This is a genomic window from Micromonospora sp. NPDC002575 (assembly GCF_042889525.1).
Taxonomy (GTDB): domain Bacteria; phylum Actinomycetota; class Actinomycetes; order Mycobacteriales; family Micromonosporaceae; genus Micromonospora; species Micromonospora carbonacea.
Map to the genome: position 1 here is coordinate 1 of NZ_JBIARA010000034.1, position 20,072 is coordinate 20,072.

At 74.3% G+C, this 20,072-nt stretch carries 15 protein-coding genes; 2 read left to right on the plus strand and 13 right to left on the minus strand.

The features are described 5' to 3' along the window. The first annotated feature begins 157 nt into the window (after window positions 1–157). Together ACFYWL_RS30015 and ACFYWL_RS30020 are read left to right on the plus strand one after the other, a co-directional pair. Window positions 158–1,231 (plus strand): sugar phosphate isomerase/epimerase family protein, encoded by a 1,074-nt coding sequence (locus ACFYWL_RS30015; protein ID WP_386979791.1) that lies wholly within the window; start codon window positions 158–160, stop codon window positions 1,229–1,231. Window positions 1,232–1,376: 145 nt separating this feature from the next. Beyond that, entirely contained in the window at window positions 1,377–2,561 is a 1,185-nt protein-coding gene (locus ACFYWL_RS30020) for an ROK family protein (RefSeq protein ID WP_386979793.1), read from the plus strand. Window positions 2,562–2,727: 166 nt separating this feature from the next. Here the strand turns inward: ACFYWL_RS30020 and ACFYWL_RS30025 are convergent, their stop codons facing one another. From ACFYWL_RS30025 to ACFYWL_RS30085, 13 genes are all read right to left on the minus strand, one after another. After that, window positions 2,728–3,738 carry a sugar phosphate isomerase/epimerase family protein gene (locus ACFYWL_RS30025; RefSeq protein ID WP_386979795.1) on the minus strand — a complete coding sequence of 337 codons (1,011 nt, stop codon included), beginning with the start codon at window positions 3,736–3,738 and terminating at the stop codon, window positions 2,728–2,730. Window positions 3,739–4,004: 266 nt separating this feature from the next. Then, complete coding sequence (locus ACFYWL_RS30030) at window positions 4,005–5,717, minus strand: ThuA domain-containing protein (protein ID WP_386979798.1); 1,713 nt, start codon at window positions 5,715–5,717, stop codon at window positions 4,005–4,007. A 74-nt stretch (window positions 5,718–5,791) separates the two neighbouring features. Further along, a complete protein-coding gene (locus ACFYWL_RS30035) occupies window positions 5,792–8,665 on the minus strand; it encodes a carbohydrate-binding protein (RefSeq protein WP_386979801.1) in 2,874 nt (957 codons plus the stop codon). A gap of 326 nt (window positions 8,666–8,991) precedes the next feature. Continuing rightward, window positions 8,992–10,071: a polyprenyl synthetase family protein gene (locus ACFYWL_RS30040; protein WP_386979804.1), complete on the minus strand. Its 1,080-nt coding sequence runs from the start codon at window positions 10,069–10,071 to the stop codon at window positions 8,992–8,994. Window positions 10,072–10,103: 32 nt separating this feature from the next. Continuing rightward, window positions 10,104–11,495 (minus strand): alkaline phosphatase family protein, encoded by a 1,392-nt coding sequence (locus ACFYWL_RS30045; RefSeq protein ID WP_386979807.1) that lies wholly within the window; start codon window positions 11,493–11,495, stop codon window positions 10,104–10,106. Beyond that, window positions 11,492–12,676 carry a metabolite traffic protein EboE gene (gene eboE, locus ACFYWL_RS30050; protein WP_386979809.1) on the minus strand — a complete coding sequence of 395 codons (1,185 nt, stop codon included), beginning with the start codon at window positions 12,674–12,676 and terminating at the stop codon, window positions 11,492–11,494. The genes ACFYWL_RS30045 and eboE overlap by 4 nt, the downstream gene beginning before the upstream one ends. Next, the gene (locus ACFYWL_RS30055; RefSeq protein WP_386979812.1) at window positions 12,676–13,572 is read right to left on the minus strand and encodes a TatD family hydrolase; all 897 of its coding nucleotides are present in this window, start codon (window positions 13,570–13,572) and stop codon (window positions 12,676–12,678) included. Before ACFYWL_RS30055 ends, eboE begins: the two co-directional genes overlap by 1 nt. A 2-nt stretch (window positions 13,573–13,574) precedes the next feature. After that, window positions 13,575–14,324 carry an EboA domain-containing protein gene (locus tag ACFYWL_RS30060; protein ID WP_386979815.1) on the minus strand — a complete coding sequence of 250 codons (750 nt, stop codon included), beginning with the start codon at window positions 14,322–14,324 and terminating at the stop codon, window positions 13,575–13,577. A 34-nt stretch (window positions 14,325–14,358) separates the two neighbouring features. Beyond that, entirely contained in the window at window positions 14,359–15,288 is a 930-nt protein-coding gene (locus ACFYWL_RS30065) for a sugar phosphate isomerase/epimerase family protein (RefSeq protein ID WP_386979818.1), read from the minus strand. After that, window positions 15,285–16,130, minus strand: coding sequence for an SCO3242 family prenyltransferase (locus ACFYWL_RS30070; RefSeq protein ID WP_386979820.1), 846 nt, complete (start codon window positions 16,128–16,130; stop codon window positions 15,285–15,287). The genes ACFYWL_RS30065 and ACFYWL_RS30070 overlap by 4 nt, the downstream gene beginning before the upstream one ends. After that, window positions 16,127–17,350, minus strand: a complete 1,224-nt coding sequence (locus ACFYWL_RS30075; RefSeq protein ID WP_386979823.1) for an inositol-3-phosphate synthase — start codon at window positions 17,348–17,350, stop codon at window positions 16,127–16,129. The genes ACFYWL_RS30070 and ACFYWL_RS30075 overlap by 4 nt, the downstream gene beginning before the upstream one ends. Window positions 17,351–17,763: 413 nt before the next feature. After that, a complete protein-coding gene (locus tag ACFYWL_RS30080) occupies window positions 17,764–18,957 on the minus strand; it encodes a Gfo/Idh/MocA family protein (protein ID WP_386979869.1) in 1,194 nt (397 codons plus the stop codon). A 53-nt stretch (window positions 18,958–19,010) separates the two neighbouring features. Next, window positions 19,011–20,069 carry a substrate-binding domain-containing protein gene (locus tag ACFYWL_RS30085; protein WP_386979827.1) on the minus strand — a complete coding sequence of 353 codons (1,059 nt, stop codon included), beginning with the start codon at window positions 20,067–20,069 and terminating at the stop codon, window positions 19,011–19,013. Window positions 20,070–20,072 lie beyond the last annotated feature (3 nt).

Here is a 20,072-nt window from a genome sequence, read left to right on the forward strand (position 1 = left end):
GGGGGCCGGCCGGGTGTGGACCAACCCCAACTGGGTGTGTTTAAACGGGGGGGGGGGGGGGGCCCCCCCCCCCCCCCCCGGGGGGGGGGGGCCCGCCGCCCCCCCCCCACCCCGCCCCGGCGCCACCATCACCACACCTCAGAAAGGCAAGACAGACATGAGCGACAACCAGCACGGAATGAGCCGCCGCCGGATGCTCGGCGCCGTCGCCGGCGCGGCCGGCGCGGCGGCCATCGGCGGGGCGACCGGATTCGGCTCGTCGGCCAGCGCCGCCAACGGCGTCCTCGTCCCGCCCGGCAAGCGCGGCATCATCCTCTACTCCGTCCGGGACCGGATCAGCGCCGCCCCCGACGCCACAGGCGTCCCGTACGGCTTCGAGCGCGTGCTCGCCCGGCTCGCCAAGATCGGCTACAAGGAGATCGAGTTCGCCGGTTACACCCAGAGCACCTCCATCCTGGGCCGGCAGATCACCCCCGCCGAGATCCGCAAGATCCTCGACGACAACGGGCTGCGGGCCAACGGCGCGCACGCCTCGGTCCCGAGCACGCTCACCCCGACCACGCTCGCCGCGTTCGAGGCGCAGCTCGACATCGCCGCGACGCTCGGCATGAGCCACATCGGCACCGGCTCCGACCCGACCAACAGCAACTACAAGGCCGACTGGGACGCCGCCGCCGAGCGGTGGAACATCCTCGGCGAGATGGCCGCCTCGCGCGGTCTGAAGCTGTACACCCACAACCACGACGCGGCGTACAACTTCCTGCTCGACAGCGGCCCGCTGGACGACCTGGGCCGGCCGACCCGGTCCTCCGGCATCCGGAAGCTGGAGTACTTCTTCGCGCAGACCAACCCCGAGTGGGTCTTCTTCGAGATGGACATCTACTGGGCGCACGTGGCCCAGCACCGCTGGCACACCTACACCGACCCGGACGGCGTCGCCCGCACGGACATCTTCGACCCGCTGGCCACCGTCCAGGCCCGGACCATGCGCTTCCCGCTGTTCCACGCCAAGGACGGCAAGCGCAACCCCAACGTCACCAACGGGTACGAGTTCGCGCCGCTCGGCCAGGGCGACATCGACTACGGGGGCTTCTTCGCCAACATGGGCGCGAAGGGCTACCACAACCCGATGTGGGAGCAGGACAATGCGCCCGGCGGCACCGCCGACCCGGGCCGGTCGCTCCAGTACGCCGAGATCAGCTACAAGCACATGTCGGGCCTGCGCGGCTGAGCCGAGCCGACCCGAGGGGGCCGCGTCCGGGACGACCGGGCGCGGCCCCGCCCCGCGTCCGGGGTGACCTGGCACTCGTTGTCGACCTCGACGGGCGCTGCCGGGGGGACGACGGGGGAGGATTCCGGACGGAGGTGGTCACGACATGACGTACGACGGCCCGGAGAACGCCGACCAGGCCCGGCTGCTGCGGTTGCTCCGCGACGACGGCCCGCGCTCCCGGGTCGAGCTCGGCGACGCCGCGGGTCTGACCCGGGCGCGGCTCGTCGCGGAGGTCGACCGCCTCGTCGCCCTGGGCCTAGTGCAGACCGCCGGCCCGGCCGCGTCCCGCGGCGGTCGCCGCTCGTCGCTGCTGCGTATCGCCGGCGGGGTCCGCTTCGCCGGGGTCACGATCGGCCCCCGGGAGATCGACGTCGCGGTCACCGACGGCGAGCTGACCGTCCTGGCCCGGCGTCGCGAGCCCGTCGACGTCCGCCTCGGCCCGGAACCGACCATCGCCCGTACGCTCGAACTGATCGGCAAGGTCCGCGCGAATCTCGGCCTGGGCCGGCTGACCGGAATGGGGGTGGCCCTGCCCGCCCCGGTCGCGTTCCGCGAGGGCGCCCCGTTCTCCCCGCCGGCCCTGCCCGGCTGGCACGGGTACGGCGTCCGCGACGCGCTCGCCGCCCAGCTTGGCTGCCCGGTGCTGGTCGACAACGACGCCAACGTGATGGCGCTGGGCGAGCAGCACGCCGGCACCGGCCGCGCCTTCGACGACTTCCTCTACGTCAAGCTGGGCACCGCCATCGGCTGCGGCCTGGTGCTCGGCGGCGCGCTGCACCGGGGCGCCACCAGCGGCGCGGGCGGCATCGCGCACCTGCGGCAGGGCGACGACGGCCCGACCTGCGCCTGCGGCGAGACGGGCTGCCTGGAGGCGTACTGCTCGGACGAGGCCCTGGTCCGGGAGGCGCTCGCCGCGGTCGACGCCGGGCGGTCGCCGGCGCTCGCCGCCCGGTTGGCCGAGGCCGGCGCGCTCACCGTGGCGGACGTCGGTCGGGCGACGGTGGCCGGCGACGCCGCCGCGCAGGCGCTGGTCCGCGACGCGGCCCGGCGGCTCGGCCGCGTCCTGGTCGGGCTGGTCAACTTCGTCAACCCGGGCATCGTGATCATCGGCGGGACGGCCGTGGGCCTCGGGCCGACCATGCTCGCCGAGATCCGGTCGGTGGTCTACCGGCGATCGCCGCCGCTGGCCACCGGCAACCTGCCGATCGTGCTGTCCGACCTGGACGGCACCGCCGGGGTGGTGGGCGCGGCCCGCCTGGCCAGCGACGACGTCTACGCCGTGTCGTGACCGGCGGCTCCGCCCGGGCGGGGTGGGCGACGGCCCCGCCCGGCGGGCGAGGCGGCCCCCGGCCCCGGCGTGACCGGCGCGGCCGGCCGGACCCGGGCGGGTCCGGCCGGCGCGGGCGGCTCAGTCCTTGCTGCTGCTGAACATCAGTCCTTGTTGCTGCTGAGCCTCAGTCCTTGTTGCTGCTGAACGCCGCGTCGAAGGCCGCCGACGGGGCGTCGAAGGCGAGCCGCCGAACGAACTGGAGCGCCTCGGGCGCCCCGACGAGGCGGTCCATCCCGGCGTCCTCCCACTCGATGGAGATGGGACCGGAGTAGCCGATGGCGTTGAGCGCCCGGAAGCTGTCCTCCCACGGCACGTCGCCGTGGCCGGTGGAGACGAAGTCCCAGCCCCGGCGCAGGTCGGCCCAGGGCAGGTGGGACGCCAGCCGGCCGCGCCGCCCGTCGCCGGTGCGCACCTTCGCGTCCTTGCAGTCGACGTGGTAGATCCGGTCGGCGAAGTCGAAGATGAAGTTCACCGGGTCCAGCTCCTGCCACACGAAGTGCGACGGGTCCCAGTTCAGCCCGAACGCGGGCCGGTGGTCGATCGCCTCCAGGGTCCGCTTGGTGGTGTAGTAGTCGTAGGCGATCTCGCTGGGGTGGACCTCGTGGGCGAAGCGCACCCCCACCTCGTCGAAGACGTCGAGGATCGGGTTCCACCGGTCGGCGAAGTCCTGGTAGCCGCGCTCGATCATCTCCGGCGGCACCGGCGGGAACATCGCCAGGGTGTGCCAGATCGACGAGCCGGTGAACCCGACGACGGTGTCCACGCCCAGCTTCGCCGCCGCCCGCGCGGTGTCCTTGATCTCCTCGGCGGCCCGCTGGCGGACCCCCTCGGGCTCGCCGTCGCCCCAGATCCGGGCGGGCAGGATCCCCTGGTGCCGCTCGTCGATCGGGTGGTCGCAGACGGCCTGGCCGACCAGGTGGTTGGAGATCGTGAAGACCTTCAGGTTGTGCTTGGCCAGCGTCGCGAGCTTCCGTTCGACGTACGAGTCGTCGGCGAGGGCCTTGTCGACCTCGAAGTGGTCGCCCCAGCAGGCGATCTCCAGCCCGTCGTAGCCCCACTCGGAGGCGAGCCGGCAGACCTCGTCGAACGGAAGATCGGCCCACTGGCCGGTGAAGAGCGTGATGGGTCGCGCCATGAGTACTACTCCCCTGTGGTGGTAATGGGGATTCCGTGTGCGTGACCGGGGCGAGGGTGACCGGACGGGCCGGGCTGGTGCGCGGCGGCCGGGGTGGGGTGCCGGTGGGCGCGGAGCAGCGCCTGGGCCCAGCGGGTTGCGCCTCCCGCCGGGTCACCGGCAACCGCGTACGGTCGCCGCTGCTCACTCTATGACCGCCTGCGGCGGTTAGGAAGGGCCCCCTGTGCAACAGAATGCGTTAACAAGGGGCCCTTCCTTGCATCCGGCTAGGGCAGGGTCCACTTCTGGTTGGCCCCGCCGTGGCAGGACCACTGGTGCACGACCGCGCCGTCGGCGGAGCTGTTGCCGGAGACGTCCAGGCACTTGCCCGACTGGGTGTTGCGCAGGCTCCCGTCGGACTGCGCCGCCCACCGCTGGGCGCCGCCGCCGTTGCACGACCAGAGCTGCACCTTCGCCCCGTCGGCCGAGGAGCCGCCATTGACGTCCAGGCACTTGCCCAGCGACCGGATGGTGCTGTCCGTGCCCACCGTCCACTGCTGGCCGGCCGCGCCGTTGCAGGTGAACAGCTGGACCTGGGCGCCGTCGGCCGAGGAGCCGTTGCGCACGTCCAGGCACTTGCCGGCCAGCCCGACGATCCGGCCGGTGCGGGTCGTCGGCGGGTTGGTGCCGCCCAGCTCCTTGATCCGGATGTTGCGGAACGACACGTCGTCGCCGGTGCCGTGGTTCTGGATGCCGACGTAGCCGGCGAGCGAGCGGGCCGGGTCCGTGTTGGTGAAGTCGTTGATCTTCACGCCGTTGAGCAGGACCTGGAGCCGCTCCCCCTCGACCAGCAGCTCGTAGGTGTTCCACTCCCCCGGCGGGTTGAGCGCGGCGTCACGGGCGGCCAGGTCGGCGGACTTGACCCCGTAGATCGAGCCGGTGGTGCGGTCGTCGGAGTCGGTGGCGTCGATCTGCACCTCGTACCCGTTGGTCATCGCCGAGTTCGGGTCGCTGGAGGCGGGGAAGCCGACGAAGACGCCGGAGTTGTCGTCCCCGGGGATCCGCCAGTCCAGCTTGAGCGAGTAGTTGGTGAACTGCTTCGCGCTGTACCAGTACAGGCCGAGGCCGCCGGAGGAGCTGAGGGTGGCGTCGGTGTTGGTGAACCCGCCCGGCCCGGCCTGGCTCCACCCGGTCGTGGAGCCGTTGTAGAGGGCGGTGTAGCCGGTCTCGGGCCGGCAGTCGGCCTTCGTGCGGCCGGCCGCGTACCGGATGCCGCCGAGCAGGTGGGCGCGGAACGCCGCCTCGGAGTACGACGACTGGGTGTGGCCGCCGCCGGTGTAGAAGGACCGGCCGCCGCTGTAGGTCTTGCACCAGGCGTGCGGGTGGTCGCCGCCCATCGCCCCGCCGGAGTACGACGACTCGTCGAGGCTGGCCAGCACGTGCGCGGTGGAGCGGGCGTTGGTGCGGTAGTCGTACCACTCGTCGGTGCGCGTCCAGGTCGGGCCGAGGTGCGCGGTGGCGGCGTGCGCCCGGTCCTCCACCTTCACCCGGGCCTGCTGGATGGCCGGGTGGGAGGCGAACCACGCGCCGACGAGGTTGCCGTAGAACGGCCAGTTGTATTCGGTGTCGGCGGCGGCGTGCACGCCGACGTAGCCGCCGCCGGCCCCGATGTACGACTCGAACGCCGCCTGCTGGCTGTCGTTGAGCACGTCGCCGGTGGTGTTGAGGAAGATGACCGCCTCGAAGCGGGCCAGGTTGGCGGTGGTGAACTGGGCGGCGTCCTCGGTGGCGGTGACGGTGAAGCTGTTGGCCGCGCCGAGCTCGCGGATGGCCTGGGTGCCCACGGCGATGGAGTCGTGCCGGAACCCGGCGGTCCTGGAGAAGACCAGCACGTCGTACGGGGCGTCGGCGGCCGACGCCGGGGTGGCCGGGGTGGTGCAGGCGAGCACGGCCAGCGCGGCGGTGGCCGCGCCGAGGAGGGGACGGAGGAGTCTTCGCATGTCGTTCTCCTGGGTGTGGTGGCGGTGCGGTCCCCCGCCCGGGGCGGGGGACCGCAGGGAGACCGCAGAGGTGCCTAGGGCAGGGTCCACTTCTGGTTGGCCCCGCCGTTGCAGGTCCACAGGTGCACGACCGTGCCGTCGGCCGAGTTGTTGCCGGAGACGTCCAGACACTTGCCCGACGGGGTGTTGCGCAGCGAGCCGTCGGACTGCGCCGCCCACCGCTGGGCGTTGCCGCCGTTGCAGGACCAGAGCTGCACCTTCGTCCCGTCGGCCGAGGCGCCGCCGTTGACGTCCAGGCACTTGCCCAGCGACCGGATGGTGGCGTCGCTGCCCACCGTCCACTGCTGGCCGGCGGCCCCGTTGCAGGTGAACAGCTGCACCTGCGTGCCGTCGGCCGACGAGCCGTTGCGCACGTCCAGGCACTTGCCGGCCAACCCGACGATCCGCCCGGTGCCGGTCGGCGGCGGCACGGTGCCGGTGTTCAGGGTGAACGCGTCGACGTCGTACAGCGTCCCGGAGCCACCGGCAAAGGTGAGGTAGAGGGTGGTGGTGCCGGTCGGCGGGTTGGTGATCGCCCCGGTGACGGTGGTGAAGGTCTCCCACGACCCGGTCACCGGGACGGTCACCGAGCCGAGCACGGTGCCGGTCGGCGAGCCGGTGCGGACCTGGAGCGTGCCGCCCGCGCCGGCCGAGGAGACCCGGGCGGTGAACGAGGTGACGTTGGCGATCCGGTACGGCTCGAAGGCGATCCACTCCCCGTTCTGGATGTCGCCCACGGTCTTGCCGCCCTCGGCGGTGGTCTTGTCGTAGGTGCTGATGCCGGACGAGGTCTTGAAGTGCTCGGCCTGCCGGTGCCGGGGCTGCAGGATGTGCTGGGTGTGCGTGGTGAGGCCGCCGGCGTCGGTGTACTCGGCGTCGAAGACGGCGAAGATGTTCGCCGCGTCGTCGTGCTCGCCGTCGACGGGGATGGTGATGCTGCCGGAGCAGCCGTTCTGCGAGGCGATCTGGTGGCCGTGCTGGTCGTGGCCGAGCACGTAGGTCATCTTGACCTTGGCGCAGTCGATGTTGCCGTCCTCGGGATCGGTGACGGTGATGCTGAACGGCACGGTGTCACCGAAGGAGAACAGGCTGCCGTTGGCCGGCCCGGTGATGGCGACCGTCGGGGCGGTGTTGCCGACGTTGACCGTGACGCTGCTGGAGCCGGTCGCGCCCTGCGGGTCGCGCACGGTGAGCGTCGCGGTGTACGACCCGTCCGTGGTGTACGTCTTCGTCGGGTTGGCCGCCGTGGAGGTGGTGCCGTCGCCGAACGCCCACGAGTAGGTCAGCGCCCCGCCCTCCGGGTCGGCGGACCCGGCGGAGGAGAAGCTCACGGTCAGCGGGGCCGGCCCGGAGGTCCGGTCGGCGCTGGCGCGGGCGACTGGCGCCCGGTTGCCGACGCCGACGTAGTCGAAGCGGTACAGCGCCGAGTTGGCGTCGCCGTTGTAGTAGCCGGTGCCGTAGTCGAGCACGTAGTACGCCCCGTCGGGGCCGAACGCGGAGTCCATCACCTGCTTGCCGACCCACGGGAAGCTGTCGATGGTGCCAGGCGACCCGTCGGTGTTGAGGTGGATCGGCTTGATCCAGCCCCGGCCGAACTCGGTGGCGAAGAACTGCCCGTCGAAGGACTGCGGGAACTTCGTCGCCGAGGGGTTGTTGGCGTCGAACCGGTAGACCGGGCCGGCCGCCGGCGACTCGGAGCCGCTGCCGAACGCGGGCGGGCTGCCGGAGTCGCCGCCGTACTTGATCCAGGACGGCTTGGCCGGCGGGAGCGTGCTCAGGCCGGTGTTGCGGAACGAGTTGTTGGTGGGCCCGCCGGCGCAGTTGAACTTGGGGCCGGTGGAGTTGGTGGCGAAGTCCCACTCGTTGTACGTCTCGGCGGTGGTGTTGGTGCCGGTGCAGTACGGCCAGCCGTAGTTGCCGGGGCCGGTGACCCGGTTGAACTCGACCTGGCCGGCGGGCCCCCGGTTGGAGTTGGTGCTGCCGGCGTCCGGCCCGTAGTCGCCGACGTAGACGATGCCGGTGGCCTTGTCGACGCTGATCCGGAACGGGTTGCGGAAGCCCATCGCGTAGATCTCGGGGCGGGTCTTCGCGGTGCCGGGGGCGAAGAGGTTGCCGGCCGGGATCGAGTACGTGCCGTCGGGGTTCACCTTGATCCGCAGGAGCTTGCCGCGCAGGTCGTTGGTGTTGCCGGCGCTGCGCTGCGCGTCGTACGCGGGGTTGCGGTTGGTGCGCTCGTCCAGCGGCGAGTAGCCGGCGGAGTCGAACGGGTTGGAGTCGTCGCCGGTGGACAGGTAGAGGTTGCCGGCGGCGTCGAAGTCCATGTCGCTGCCGACGTGGCAGCAGATGCCCCGGTCGGTGCCGACGTCGAGGATGTCGACCTTGCTGGACATGTTGATGGTGAAGTCGGAGTTCAGGGTGAAGCGGGACAGCCGGTTGACGCCCTGCCAGGCGGACCAGTTGGTGCCGGTGGCGGGCGCGTCGCCGCCGGGGGTGGACAGCGGCGGCGCGTAGAAGAGGAAGATGTGGCGGTTGGTGGCGAAGTTCGGGTCGACCCCGAGGCTCTGCAGCCCGTCCTCGTCGTGGGTGTAGACGGGGATCGTGCCGATGACGCGGGTGGTGCCGGCGGCGTCGGTGCGCCGCACCGTGCCGTTGCGGGCGGTGTGCAGCACCGACCGGTCCGGCAGCACGGCCAGCGACATCGGCTCGCCCATCTCGGAGACGCCGCGGGCCAGCTCGACCTGCTGGAAGTCGCTGGCGTTGATGGTGTGCGCGGCGGCCGGCGTCGCCGAGGCGGTGACGGCGGTGGCCGCGGCGACCACCGTGAGCAGGGCGGCGCCCGCCGCCTGCCAGCGCCGGGCCGGGCCGTGGTGGCCGGCGGCGCGGCGGTGGTCACGAATTCTTCGGTACATGCGGGGGTGCCCTCTCTGGCCGGTGGTGGTGGGGCGCGTCGTCGCGCCGGATACCGCGACGGACGTCCCTTCGGCACGCCGGTGGACGTTCCTCGGCGGGCTGCGCTCGTCGGCAGGGACGAGACCGTCGGCACGCGGGGGACGGAGATGGCGGCCGGCAGCTCACGACGAGGGCACCGCGCCCACTGGAAACACCTCGTCGAACCGGTTCGCAGCACATTCACATTAATCGATCTGCGCGGATGTGTCGAGGATGTTTCGAAAATGTTCGGCTGGCCGCCGGCCCGCAGGAGGACCGCCGAGCACCGCCGGCCCGGCGGAGGGCGTCAGACCGTCCGGGTGATGGTCCGGGCGGCCAGCCCGGCGAGCGCCTCCCGGGCGGCGGGGGCGACCGGCGCGTCGGCCAGGGCCCGCAGGCCGGCCTTGGCCCGCATCCGGATCATCCGCTCGATCTCGTCCCGGGCGCCCGTGGCCTCGATGATGGCCCGCAGCTCGGCGGCGCCGTCGTCGTCCAGGTCGGCGTTGCCGAACAGCTCCCGCAGCCGGGCGCTCTGCGCCCGGTCCGCCGCCTGCCGGGCCAGCGCCATCATCACCGTCGGCTTGCCCTCCCGCAGGTCGTCCAGGACGGACTTGCCGGTGACCTGCGGGTCGCCGAAGACGCCCAGCACGTCGTCGCGCAGCTGGAAGGCGTCGCCGAGCGGGTCGCCGAACTCGGCCAGCGCCGCGCCCAGCTCCGGCGGGCCGCCGGCCAGGGCCGCGCCGATCTGCAACGGCCGGGTCACCGTGTACCGGGCGGCCTTGAGCCGGATCACGGTGAGCGCGCTGGCCACCGAGCCGTCGCCCACCCCGGAGACCAGGTCCAGGTACTCCCCCGCGATCACCTCGGTGCGCATCAGCGCGAACACCGCGTACCCGCGCAGCACCTCGTCGCGGCCCAGCCCGCACTCGTGGAACATCTGGTCCGCCCAGGCGGCGCAGAGGTCGCCGCAGAGCAGGGCGGTGTTGCGCCCGTACGCCTCCGGGTCGCCCCGCCACGCGGAGCGGGCGTGCAGGTCGGCGAAGATCCGGTGCACCGACGGCGCGCCCCGACGCCGGTCGCTGTGGTCGAGTATGTCGTCGTGGATCAGCGCGAAGGCGTGGAACAGCTCCAGCGCCGCCGAGGCGACCAGGATCGGGGTGCCGTCCCCGCCGTCGTCCTCCCCACCGGCGGCCCGCCAGCCCCAGTAGCAGAACTGCGGGCGCAGCCGCTTCCCGCCGGCCAGGACGAACCGGTGCAGGGCGGCGAAGATGCCCCGGGGCGCGCCGTCGGGCCAGTCGGGGGCCTGCCGGTCGAGGAAGGCGGCCAGCTCCGTGTCGACCCGGGTGCGCAGGCCGCTCGCGTCGCTGGGCGCGGCCGTCACCGTCATGTTGTTTCTCCCTGTTCGGTGGCGAGGCAGGTTCACCCGTGGTGGGTCAGCCCGGCCAGCTCCAGCAGCAGCGCCTTCACCTCGGTCGCCGCCACCGCGTCGCGGGCCGGGCCGGGGTCGGAGCAGAGCAGGACCGGGCCGTCGGCCGGGTCGGCCGGCAGCCGGCCGTGCGACCCGCGTACCGCCCGCGCGCCGGCGTCCAGCCCCACCACGCTCATCAGGTACCGCATACCCAACTTCTTGCGGGCCAGGGCGGTCGCGGCCCGGCGCTTCGCCGCGCCCGGGGCGGCCGGGTCGAAGAACAACTCGGCGGGGTCGTACCCCGGCTTGCGGTGGATCTCCACGAGCCGCGCGAAGTCGGGGGCGCGGGCGTCGTCGAGCCAGTAGTAGTACGTGAACCAGGAGTCCGGCTCGGCCACCAGCACCAGCTCGCCGCTACGCGGGTGGGCCAGGCCGTACGCGGCCTGCCCGTCGGCGTCGAGCACCTCGGCCACCCCGGGCAGCCCCGCGCAGAGCTTCGCCACCGCCGGCACGTCGGCCGGGTCGCGGACGTACACGTGGGCGATCTGGTGGTCGGCGACGGCGAACGCCCGGGACGTCCACGGGTCCAGGTACTCCATGCCGTCCTGGGTGTGTACCCGCAGCAGCCCCTCGGCGCGCAGCAGCCGGTTGACGTCCACCGGGCGGGCGACGTCGGTGATGCCGTACTCGGACAGGGCCACCACCGTGGCGCCCTTGGCGCGGGCGGCGTCGATCAGCGGCCCGAGCACCTTGTCCAGCTCCGCCGCCGCGGCGGCGGCCTGCGGCGAGGACGGCCCGAACCGTTGCAGGTCGTAGTCGAGGTGCGGGACGTAGACCAGGGTCAGGTCAGGGGCGTGGTCGGCCAGGATCTGCTCGGCCGCCCGGCAGATCCACGCCGACGACGGCAGCCCGGCCCCCGGCCCCCAGTACGTGAACAGCGGGAACGTGCCCAGCTTCGCGGTCAGCGCGTCGTGCAGCTCGGGCGGGTCGGTGTAGCAGTCCGGCTCCTTGCGGCCGTCGGCGTAGTAGACCGGGCGGGGGGTGACCGTCCAGTCCACGTCCGCGCCCATGGCGTACCACCAGCAGACGTTGGCCACCGTGTAGCCCGGCTCGACCTTCCGGGCGGCCTGCCACAGCTTCTCGCCGCCGACCAGGGCGTTGTGCTGCCGCCAGAGCAGCACCTCGCCGAGCTCCCGGAAGTACCAGCCGTTGCCGACGACGCCGTGCCCGGCCGGCGGCTCGCCGGTGAGGAACGTGGACTGCACCGAGCAGGTGACCGCCGGCAGCACCGTGCCCAGTCCGGCGGTGAAGCCGCCGTCGGCCACCGACCGCAGCCGGGGCATGTGGGCCAGCAGCCGCGGCGTCAGGCCCACCACGTCCAGCACCACCAGTCGCTTGCTCACCGCAGCACCCCCGTCCCTTGTGTGGTCAGGCCCACGGCGACCAGCTCGTCGCGGGCGAACGCCAGTTCGGCGGCGATCCCGGCGGCCAGCTCGGCCGCGTCGCGGGGCCGCCGCGCCTCCGGCAGCACCCCCCAGGTGTACGTCTCGACGTCGAGGTGGTCGCAGCCGGCGACCGGGCCGGCGAACAGCGCGGCCAGCGCGGCGCGCAGCACCGGCACGGTCGCGGTCAGCGGCGGCTCCGGCGGGGCGTGCAGCGGCACGTGGTAGTGCACCCGCCACGCGCCGGGCAGCCGGGCGGCCAGGGCCGCGTCGAGGTCGTCGGCGGCGAACGCCGGGTCGGCCGGGTCGGCGGCGTGGCCGCAGCCGGCCGCGCGGGTCTGGTGCAGAAAGCGCGGCTCCACCCACGGGCGCAGCGCCTCCACCGCCGCGGCCGGGGCCTCGATCGCGGCGGACACCTGCACCTTCACCACCGGCAGCCCGGCGGCGGCGAGCCGGCCCAGGGCGGCGGCCGGCTCCTCCCAGGCGCAGGCCAGGTGGGCCAGGTCCAGGCAGACGCCGAGCCGCGCCGGGTCGGCGCCGGCGAGCAGGGCGGCGGCCTGGCCGGTGGACTCCACCACGCAGCCCGGCTCCGGCTCGAAGCCGACCCTTACGACGCGGCCGGTGTCGCGCTCGATCCCGGCCAGCCCGGCGGCCAGCGCGTCGAGCCGCCGCCGCGCCGCGTCGGCCCGGTCGGCGTCCCACGGGACGCGCCAGGCCAGCGGCAGGGTGGACACCGAGCCCCGGGCCGCGTCGTCGGGCAGCAGGTCGGCCAGCACCCGGGCCAAATCCAGGGTGTACGCGAGCCGCTCGGGCGTCGTCCAGTCCGGGTGGTAGACGGCGTGCTTGACCACCGGGGCCTGGAACGCCGCGTACGGGAAGCCGTTGAGCGTCACCACCTCCAGCCCGCGCGCGGTCAGCTCGGCGCGCAGCCGGCCGCGCAGGCCCTCGTCGGCGGCGAGCGCGGCGGCCACCGGGGCGGCCAGCCACAGCCCCAGCCCGAGGCGGTCGGAGTCGAGGGCGCGGCGCACCGGCACGGCGTAGGTGTCCAGTTGGGCGAGGATGCCGGCGAGGTCCTCGGCGGGGTGCACGTTGGTGCAGTAGCCGAGGTGGACGGTCTCGCCGCCGCCGTGACGCAGCCGCATCAGCTGCCGCCGCGCAGGATCGAGTTGCCGGCGAACGTGCCGCCGGCCGGGGCCGCGCCGCCCGCCGCCGGCTGCCCGGCCGGCGCGTCGGCGTCGTCGACGCCGGTCAGGTCGAGCCGGCCGGACTGGGCGTAGAACTCGACCGGGTTGCGCCACAGCACCCGGTCGACGTCGTCGGCGGTGAACCCGGCCAGCAGCATCGCCTCGCCGGTGGCCCGGGTCAGCAGCGGGTCGGACCGGCCCCAGTCGGCGGCCGAGTTGACCAGCATCCGCTCGGTGCCGTACAGCCGCAGCAGCTCCACCATCCGTGGCGGCGACATCTTGGTGTCGGGGTAGATGGAGAAGCCCAGCCAGCAGCCGCTGTCGCGGACCAGGCCGGCGGTCACCTCGTTGAGGTGGTCGAGCACCACCCGGCCCGGCTCGATGCCGGACTCGGCGACCACGGCGAGGCTGCGCTCGACGCCCCGGGCCTTGTCCCGGTGCGGAGTGTGCACCATCGCCGGCAGGTCGTGGTCGACGGCCAGGGCGAGCTGGGCGGCGAACGCCTCGTCCTCGGCGGGCGTCATCGAGTCGTACCCGATCTCGCCGACCGCCACCACGCCGTCCTTCTCCAGGTAGCGGGGCAGCAGGTCGAGCACCGGCCGGCAGCGGGGGTCGTTGGCCTCCTTCGGGTTCAGCGCGATGGTGGCGTGGTGCCGGACGCCGAACTGTGAGGCCCGGAACGGCTCCCACCCGATGATCGAGTCGAAGTAGTCGGCGAAGCTGTCCGGGCTGGTGCGCGGCTGGCCCAGCCAGAACGCCGGCTCGACCACCGCCCGGACCCCGGCGGCGGCCATCCGCTCGTAGTCGTCGGTGGTGCGCGAGGTCATGTGGATGTGCGGGTCGAAGATGCGCATGGTCACGCCTTCCGGGCGTCGGACGGTACGGCGGGGTCCGCGACCGGGCTCGCGACCGAGCTCGCGACCGAGCTCGCGGCGGGGCTCCCGGCGGTGTTCGCGGCGGGGCTCGCGGTGGTGTTCGTGGCGGGGCTCGCGGTGGTGTTCGTGGCGGGGCTCGTGGTGGCGGTGAGCCGGTCGAGCAGGGCGGCGGCGTCGGCCGGCACCTCCCGGCCGGCGGCGCGCCGCTCGGCGGCGAACCCGCCCAGCATGGCGGCCAGCCCGGCGTCGGCGCGGGCGTCGAGGTCGTGCACCACGGCCAGCGGCACGCCGGTGAAGACGCACTTGAGCACGGCCTGCCGCCAGGCGTCCGCGTCGAGGTGCCGGGAGTACGGGCCGAGGGCGGCGGCGATCAGCCGGGTGTCGTTGGTGCGGATCGCGTCGTGCAGCAGCGGCTCGCACTCCGCGCCGATCGGCAGCAGCGGCAGGGCCCGCAGCACGGCCCGCTTCTCGGCGGCGTCGCCGTGCCGGTACACGTCGCCGGCGTGGCCGGCGTGGTCGGCGGGCAGCGCCGCCAGCAGCAGCGCCCGGGCCGCCTCGTCGGCCGTCCAGCCGGGGGCGTCGGGCAGCGGGCCCCGGCCGCAGCGGCGCGCGGCGGCGGCGAAGAACCGCGCGACCGTCGCCGGCTCGGCCGCGACGCGCTCGATCGCCGCGTCCAGCCACTCCGGGTCCGGTACGCCCCGCAGGGCGGCGCGTAGTCGTTCGGGTGTCATCCCGGTCTCCCTTCCGAGCTGGTGCGGACGGTGCTCAGCCGCCGCCGGGGTGGTCGGACGGTGTGCCGGGCCCGGCGGCGGCACGCTCGGCGGCGGCACGCAGGAAGTCGAGGGACCGGGCGGCCACCTGCGGGGCGGCGTGCGAGTGCCGGGGCAGCTCCACGGCGACCAGCCCGGCATAGCCGACCTCGGCGAGCGCGGCGAGCACCGGCGGGAAGTCGATCTCGCCGGTGCCGAACTCCAGGTGCTCGTGCACGCCCCGGCGCATGTCGTCGATCTGCACGTTGACCAGGTGCGCGCCGACGGACCGGACGCAGTCGGGCACGTCGACCGGCTCCAGGCAGCGGCAGTGTCCGATGTCGAGGGTAAGGCCGAACGCCGCCGGGCGGCCCAGGGCCTCGCGCAGCCGCCGCCAGCCGGCGATGTCCTCGACGAGCATCCCCGGCTCCGGCTCGAAGCCGAGCCGCACCCCGGCCACGTCGGCCGCCGCGCAGACGGTGGCGCAGCCGGCCACGAGCCGGTCCCAGGCGACGGCCGGCGCGACGTCGGCGGGGCGCACCCCGGCCCAGAAGGAGACCGCCTCGGCGCCCAGATCGGCGCCGACCGCGACGGCCCGGCGGAGGAACTCGACGCGGCGGGCCGGGTCGTCGTGCAGCAGGGTCGGCGCGTGCTTGTGCCACGGGTCGAGCAGGAACCGGGCCCCCGTCTCGACCACCACGGCGAGCCCGAGCGCGTCGAGCCGGCGGGCCACGGCGGCCGTGCGGCGGGCCAGGTCGGGGGCGAACGGGTCGAGGTGGTCGTGGTCGAGGGTGAGCGCCACGCCCCGGTAGCCGAGGTCGGCGATGACGGCGAGCGCGTCGTCGAGCCGGTGGTTGGCGAAGCCGTTCGTCCCGTAGCCGAACCGCAGCCCGGCGGGCCCGGCCGAAAGGGGGGCGCGACGGTCGGCCGGCGGGTCGGCGGTCATGTCGGGGACACCTTCCGGGCCAGCAGCCGGCCCAGCGGCGCGGCGGCGGCGACCGCCAGGCCGAGCAGCCCCGCGCCGGCCCGGGCGGTCAGCGCGCCCTGCAACGCGGGCAGCCCGGTGATGCCCGCGCCGACGGCGGCCCGGACCCGGCCGGCCGAACCGTCGGCGAGCACCCGGGCCTGCGCGCCGCCGTAGCGGGCGAGGTAGCCGGCGGCGAGGACCGCCGGTGCGGCGGCGGGCCGGGGACCCACGGCGGCGGCGGCCACGAGGGCGGTGCCGGCGAGGGTCGCGCCGGGCAGGGCCCGGTCGGTCCCGCCGACCTCCCGGCGGGACAGGGCGGTGACCGTCCAGGTGTGCGCGGCGACGGTGGCCGCCGCCGGCACGGCCCGGGACAGCCGGCCGCCGGTCGCGCCGAGCAGCACGTCCAGCCCCCGGCAGGCCGCCATCACGACGGGGCCGGCGGCGGTGTTCTTGGCCGCCAGGTCGTACGCCCAGACGGCGGTGGCCAGGGGGACGGCGACGGCGGCGGCGCGCCGGCCGCCCGCCGCGGCGGCCAGGGCCACCCCGGCGGCGGTCAGGCCGGCGGCGAGGCCGAGCGCGGCGGGCGGGCTGACCCGGCCGCTGGGGATGGGCCGTTCCGGGCGCTCGACCGCGTCGAGCCGCCGGTCGGCCCAGTCGTTGGCGGCCATCCCGGCCCAGTACAGCAGCACCGACGCGGCGGCCAGGCCGGGCGTACGCCGCCCGAGCGCGCCGGCCGCCGCCGCGCCGGCCAGGACGTCGCCCGGCACGGAGAGCCCGGCCGGGGCGCGGACCAGCTCGGCCAGGTCGGCGAGGGTGCTCACGCGGCACCGCCGGCCGGCGGTGTGCCGGCCAGGGCGTGCAGGTCGGCGGCGAACGCGGCCAGCCGGGCCCACTGCTCGGCCAGCGCGTGGCTGGGGGCGCGATCGGCGTCGGGCGCGGAGCCGGTGGAGCCGACGACGCCCGGGTCGGCCGGGCCGAGCGGGTCCTTGAAGAAGAACGCGAGGTCGGTCAGGGGCCCGTGCCGGCCGGCGGCGTGCGCGGCGGCGGCGATCCGGGCCAGGTCGAGCACGAGCGGGGCGGCCAGCGCGGAGTCGCAGCCGTGCCAGGTGAACTCCAGCCGCATGCCGGTGCCGAGGAAGCCGGCGAAGGTGATCAGATCCCAGGCGGTCTTGAAGTCGCCCAGCTCCTCGACGTAGTCGATGCGGGTGTCGCCCTGCGGGACGTACCCGAGGATCTCGCCGAGGACGCGCTGCTTGCTGGCGACCTTGGCGGCGTTGGCGTCCGGCTGGGCCAGGGTCGCGCCGTCGCCGCCGCCGAGCAGGTTCGTGCCGGACCAGGAGCGCACCGCGAGGTGCCGCATCGCGAACATCGGGGCGAGCACCGACTTGAGCAGGGTCTCCCCGGTCTTGCCGTCGTGCCCCGCGTACGGCACGGCGTGCCGGGCGGCCAGCGCCGCGAGGGCCGGCAGCCGGGCCCCGGTCGACGGGGTGAAGTCCACGTAGGGGCAGCCGGCGGCGAACGCCGCGTACGCGTACAGCGAGCTGGGCGGCAGCACCTCCTCGCCGGTGGCGAGCGCGGCGGCCAGGGCGTCCGGGTCGGCGTGCGCGGGGTGCGGGCGGGCGGCCGGCTCGGTCGCCGAGACGTTGACCACCACCACCCGGTCCAGCCGGTGCCGCTCGCGGAACGCGGTGAGGTCGGCGACGACGGCGGCGGCCCGGTCGGCCTGGGTCCCGCCGACCGGGGCGGGGCGCACGTCGTCGTCGACGGCGGACAGTTCCTCGCCGAGGGCGGCGACCAGCCGGGCCGGGACCACCCCGGCGTCGGCCAGGGCCTCGGCCCGCTTGGCCAGCGGCGTGGCCGCCACGTCGTGACCGCCGAACACGAGGTCGGCGAACGAGGGCCACGCGGGGCCCCGCAGCTCGGACAGCTCGGTGACGCAGCCGGTCGGGCCGGTGAGCCCGGCCCGCAGGGCGAGCGCCCCGACGATGCTGGTGGTCGCGACCGAGCCGCGCGCCCCCACCAGCCAGACACCCGTACGCATGGTGCTCCTTCCGCCAGTGGCCCCAGCATAGATCAACATCGATTTATACGCCCCGCCCGGCCGCCCGACCCGACTCCCCCACGTCCGGCGCCGAAAGCGGCGACAACGGTGCCGGGTAGGTTCGCCGGATCGGGCGGCGGACGAGGCTGGCAGGCAGGGCCGGTCGGCGTCCCGTCCCTGTCTCCCCCGCAGTGCGTGGTGCTCGGCCCTCCGGCGCGACCGGGGAATCCCGGTCCGGCCGCGCCGGAGGTGCCGTCGTGCTGTCGTGCGCGCCGGGCGGATGCCCGCCGTCGCACGCCCTCCGGAGCCGACCTCGTCCCCGCCGCGGGGCGCAACCGCGGCGGGTCCCTCGCCGGCCGGTCCGGAAAGCCTCTGGTCGGGCGGTGCGGCACGCAGGCCGCACCGCCGTCCGGTCAGGCGGCGACCGCCTCCAACGTCGGCTCCACGTCGGCCCAGGTGGAGCCCAGCTCCGCCGAGCGGGTCACCGCGTCCAGCACGAGCTGGACCTGCAACCCGTCGACGAACGACGGGGCGGGGTCGACGCCGGCGGCGATCGCCTCCACGAGGTCGCGCGCCTGGTGGGTGAAGCTGTGCTCGTAGCCGATGATGTGGCCCGGCGGCCACCACGCCGACATGTACGGGTGCTCGGCCTCGGTCACCAGGATGCGGGTGAAGCCCTGCTCGGCGGCGGGTCGCGTCGCGTCGTAGAACTCCAGCTCGTTGAGGCGTTCCAGGTCGAAGACCAGGGTGCCCAGCGAGCCGTTGATCTCCACCCGCAGCGCGTTCTTGCGGCCGGTGGCGAACCGGCTCGCCTCGTACGTGGCCAGTGCGCCGTCGGAGAGCCGGGCCACGAAGACCGCCGCGTCGTCCACGGTGACCGGTCCCATGTCCGGGCCCTGCCCGCCGGCCGCGCCGTTGCCGGCGGCCTGCGCGGCCAGGCCGCTGTACTCCGCCGGCAACGGACGCTGCTTGACGAACGTCTCGGTGATCGCGCTGACCCCGGTGATCCGCTGGCCCGTGACGTACTGGGTCATGTCGATGATGTGCGCACCGATGTCACCCAGCGCGCCGGAGCCCGCCTTGTCCCTCTGCAACCGCCAGACCAGCGGGAACTGCGGGTCGACGATCCAGTCCTGGAGGTACGCCGCCCGGACGTGGCGGATGGTGCCCAGCTTTCCCTCGGCGACCATCTGACGCATCAGGGTGACCGCCGGGACCCGGCGGTAGGTGAAGCCGCACATGGACCGGACCCCCGCCGCCTGCGCGGCGACCGCCGCGGCGGCCATCTCGCGGGCCTCGGCGACCGTGTTGGCCAACGGCTTCTCGCAGAGCACGTGCTTGCCGGCGGCCAGCGCGGCCAGCGCGATCTCGGCGTGGCTGTCCCCCGGTGTGCAGATGTCGACCACGTCGATCTCGTCGGACTCGACGAGGCGACGCCAATCCGTGGTGTGCGCCTCCCAGCCGAGCCGGTCGGCGGCCTCGGCCACCTTTCCGGTGTCCCGGCCGCAGACCAGCGCCATCCGCACCTGCGCCGGCAGGTCGTACACCCGGTTCACGGTGCGCCATGCCTGTGAGTGCGCGGCGCCCATGAACGCGTAGCCGACCATACCGACCCGCAGTTGACTGTGGTGAGTGGACAAGGTGGGTCTCCCCCCGTGTGTCAGAACCCGAGCTTGAGGTAGTTGCTCGCGTTCTCCTTGGTGATCGTCTCCGAAGCCAGCACGATCTCCTTGGGCACCTGGAGCTCCACCAGGTCGGACATGCCCTTGCCCTGGCCGATGAGCCGGGCGAGCGAGATCGCGGAGGACGCCATCGACGGGCTGTAGGTGACGGTGGCCTTCAGGACCGTGTTGTCGGCCTGGATGTCCTCCATCGCCTTCTTCGAGCCGGCGCCGCCGACCATGATGAATTCCTTGCGGTTGGCCTGGTTGACGGCGGCGAGCACACCGATGCCCTGGTCGTCGTCGTGGTTCCAGACCGCGTCGATCTTCGGCAGCGCCTGGAACAGGCCGGTGGCGGCCTGCTGGCCGGAGTCCGCCGTGAACTCCGCCGGACGCCGGTTGGCCACCTTGAAGCCGCTCGCGGCGAGCGTGTCCGCGAAGCCCTTCGAGCGCTCCTGGGTCAGCTCCAGCGAGTCGATGCCGGGGATCTCGCCGATGATCGGGTTGCTGACGCCCTTGGCCTTGAGCTGGTCGATGATGAAGGTCGCCGCGGCCACCCCCATGCCGTAGTTGTCGCCCTTGATCTGGAGGCGGTAGGCCCGGGCGTCCGGGAAGGCCCGGTCCAGGTTGACCACCGGGATGCCGGCCTTCATGGCCTCCAGGCCGAAGGCGTTGAGCTCCTTGCCGTCGTGCGGCAGCAGCACGATGACGTCCGGCTTCTGGGCGACCAGGGTGGACAGCGCCGCCCGCTGGGCCGCCGCGTCCGCGCCGGCCTCGACCGACGTGAGCTTCACGTCGGAGTACGCGCCGGCCTGCGCCTTGGCGTTGTTGGTGATGGCGGCGATCCAGCCGTGGTCGGCGGCCGGGGCGGAGAAGCCGATGGTCACCTGCTTGCCGGGGGCGCTGTTGCCGCCGGAGGCGGCCTCGGCCACCTTGGTCTGCGCCGCGGTGGGCGCCGCCTCGTTGCTGGTGCACGCGGTGAGCAGCGCGCCCGCGCCGAGCGCGGCCCCGCCGAACAGCAGCCGCCGACGGGACAGGTCCCGACTGTGCTGGGTCATGAC

Coding starts and splice junctions, on each gene's coding strand:
- ACFYWL_RS30020 (WP_386979793.1), top strand. CDS start 1,377: ATGACGTACGACGGCCCGGAGAACGCCGACCAGGCCCGGCTGCTGCGG.
- ACFYWL_RS30075 (WP_386979823.1), bottom strand. CDS start 17,350: ATGCGTACGGGTGTCTGGCTGGTGGGGGCGCGCGGCTCGGTCGCGACC.
- ACFYWL_RS30025 (WP_386979795.1), bottom strand. CDS start 3,738: ATGGCGCGACCCATCACGCTCTTCACCGGCCAGTGGGCCGATCTTCCG.
- ACFYWL_RS30035 (WP_386979801.1), bottom strand. CDS start 8,665: ATGTACCGAAGAATTCGTGACCACCGCCGCGCCGCCGGCCACCACGGC.
- ACFYWL_RS30060 (WP_386979815.1), bottom strand. CDS start 14,324: ATGACACCCGAACGACTACGCGCCGCCCTGCGGGGCGTACCGGACCCG.
- eboE (WP_386979809.1), bottom strand. CDS start 12,676: ATGCGGCTGCGTCACGGCGGCGGCGAGACCGTCCACCTCGGCTACTGC.
- ACFYWL_RS30015 (WP_386979791.1), top strand. CDS start 158: ATGAGCGACAACCAGCACGGAATGAGCCGCCGCCGGATGCTCGGCGCC.
- ACFYWL_RS30080 (WP_386979869.1), bottom strand. CDS start 18,957: ATGGTCGGCTACGCGTTCATGGGCGCCGCGCACTCACAGGCATGGCGC.
- ACFYWL_RS30085 (WP_386979827.1), bottom strand. CDS start 20,069: ATGACCCAGCACAGTCGGGACCTGTCCCGTCGGCGGCTGCTGTTCGGC.
- ACFYWL_RS30065 (WP_386979818.1), bottom strand. CDS start 15,288: ATGACCGCCGACCCGCCGGCCGACCGTCGCGCCCCCCTTTCGGCCGGG.
- ACFYWL_RS30055 (WP_386979812.1), bottom strand. CDS start 13,572: ATGCGCATCTTCGACCCGCACATCCACATGACCTCGCGCACCACCGAC.
- ACFYWL_RS30030 (WP_386979798.1), bottom strand. CDS start 5,717: ATGCGAAGACTCCTCCGTCCCCTCCTCGGCGCGGCCACCGCCGCGCTG.
- ACFYWL_RS30040 (WP_386979804.1), bottom strand. CDS start 10,071: ATGACGGTGACGGCCGCGCCCAGCGACGCGAGCGGCCTGCGCACCCGG.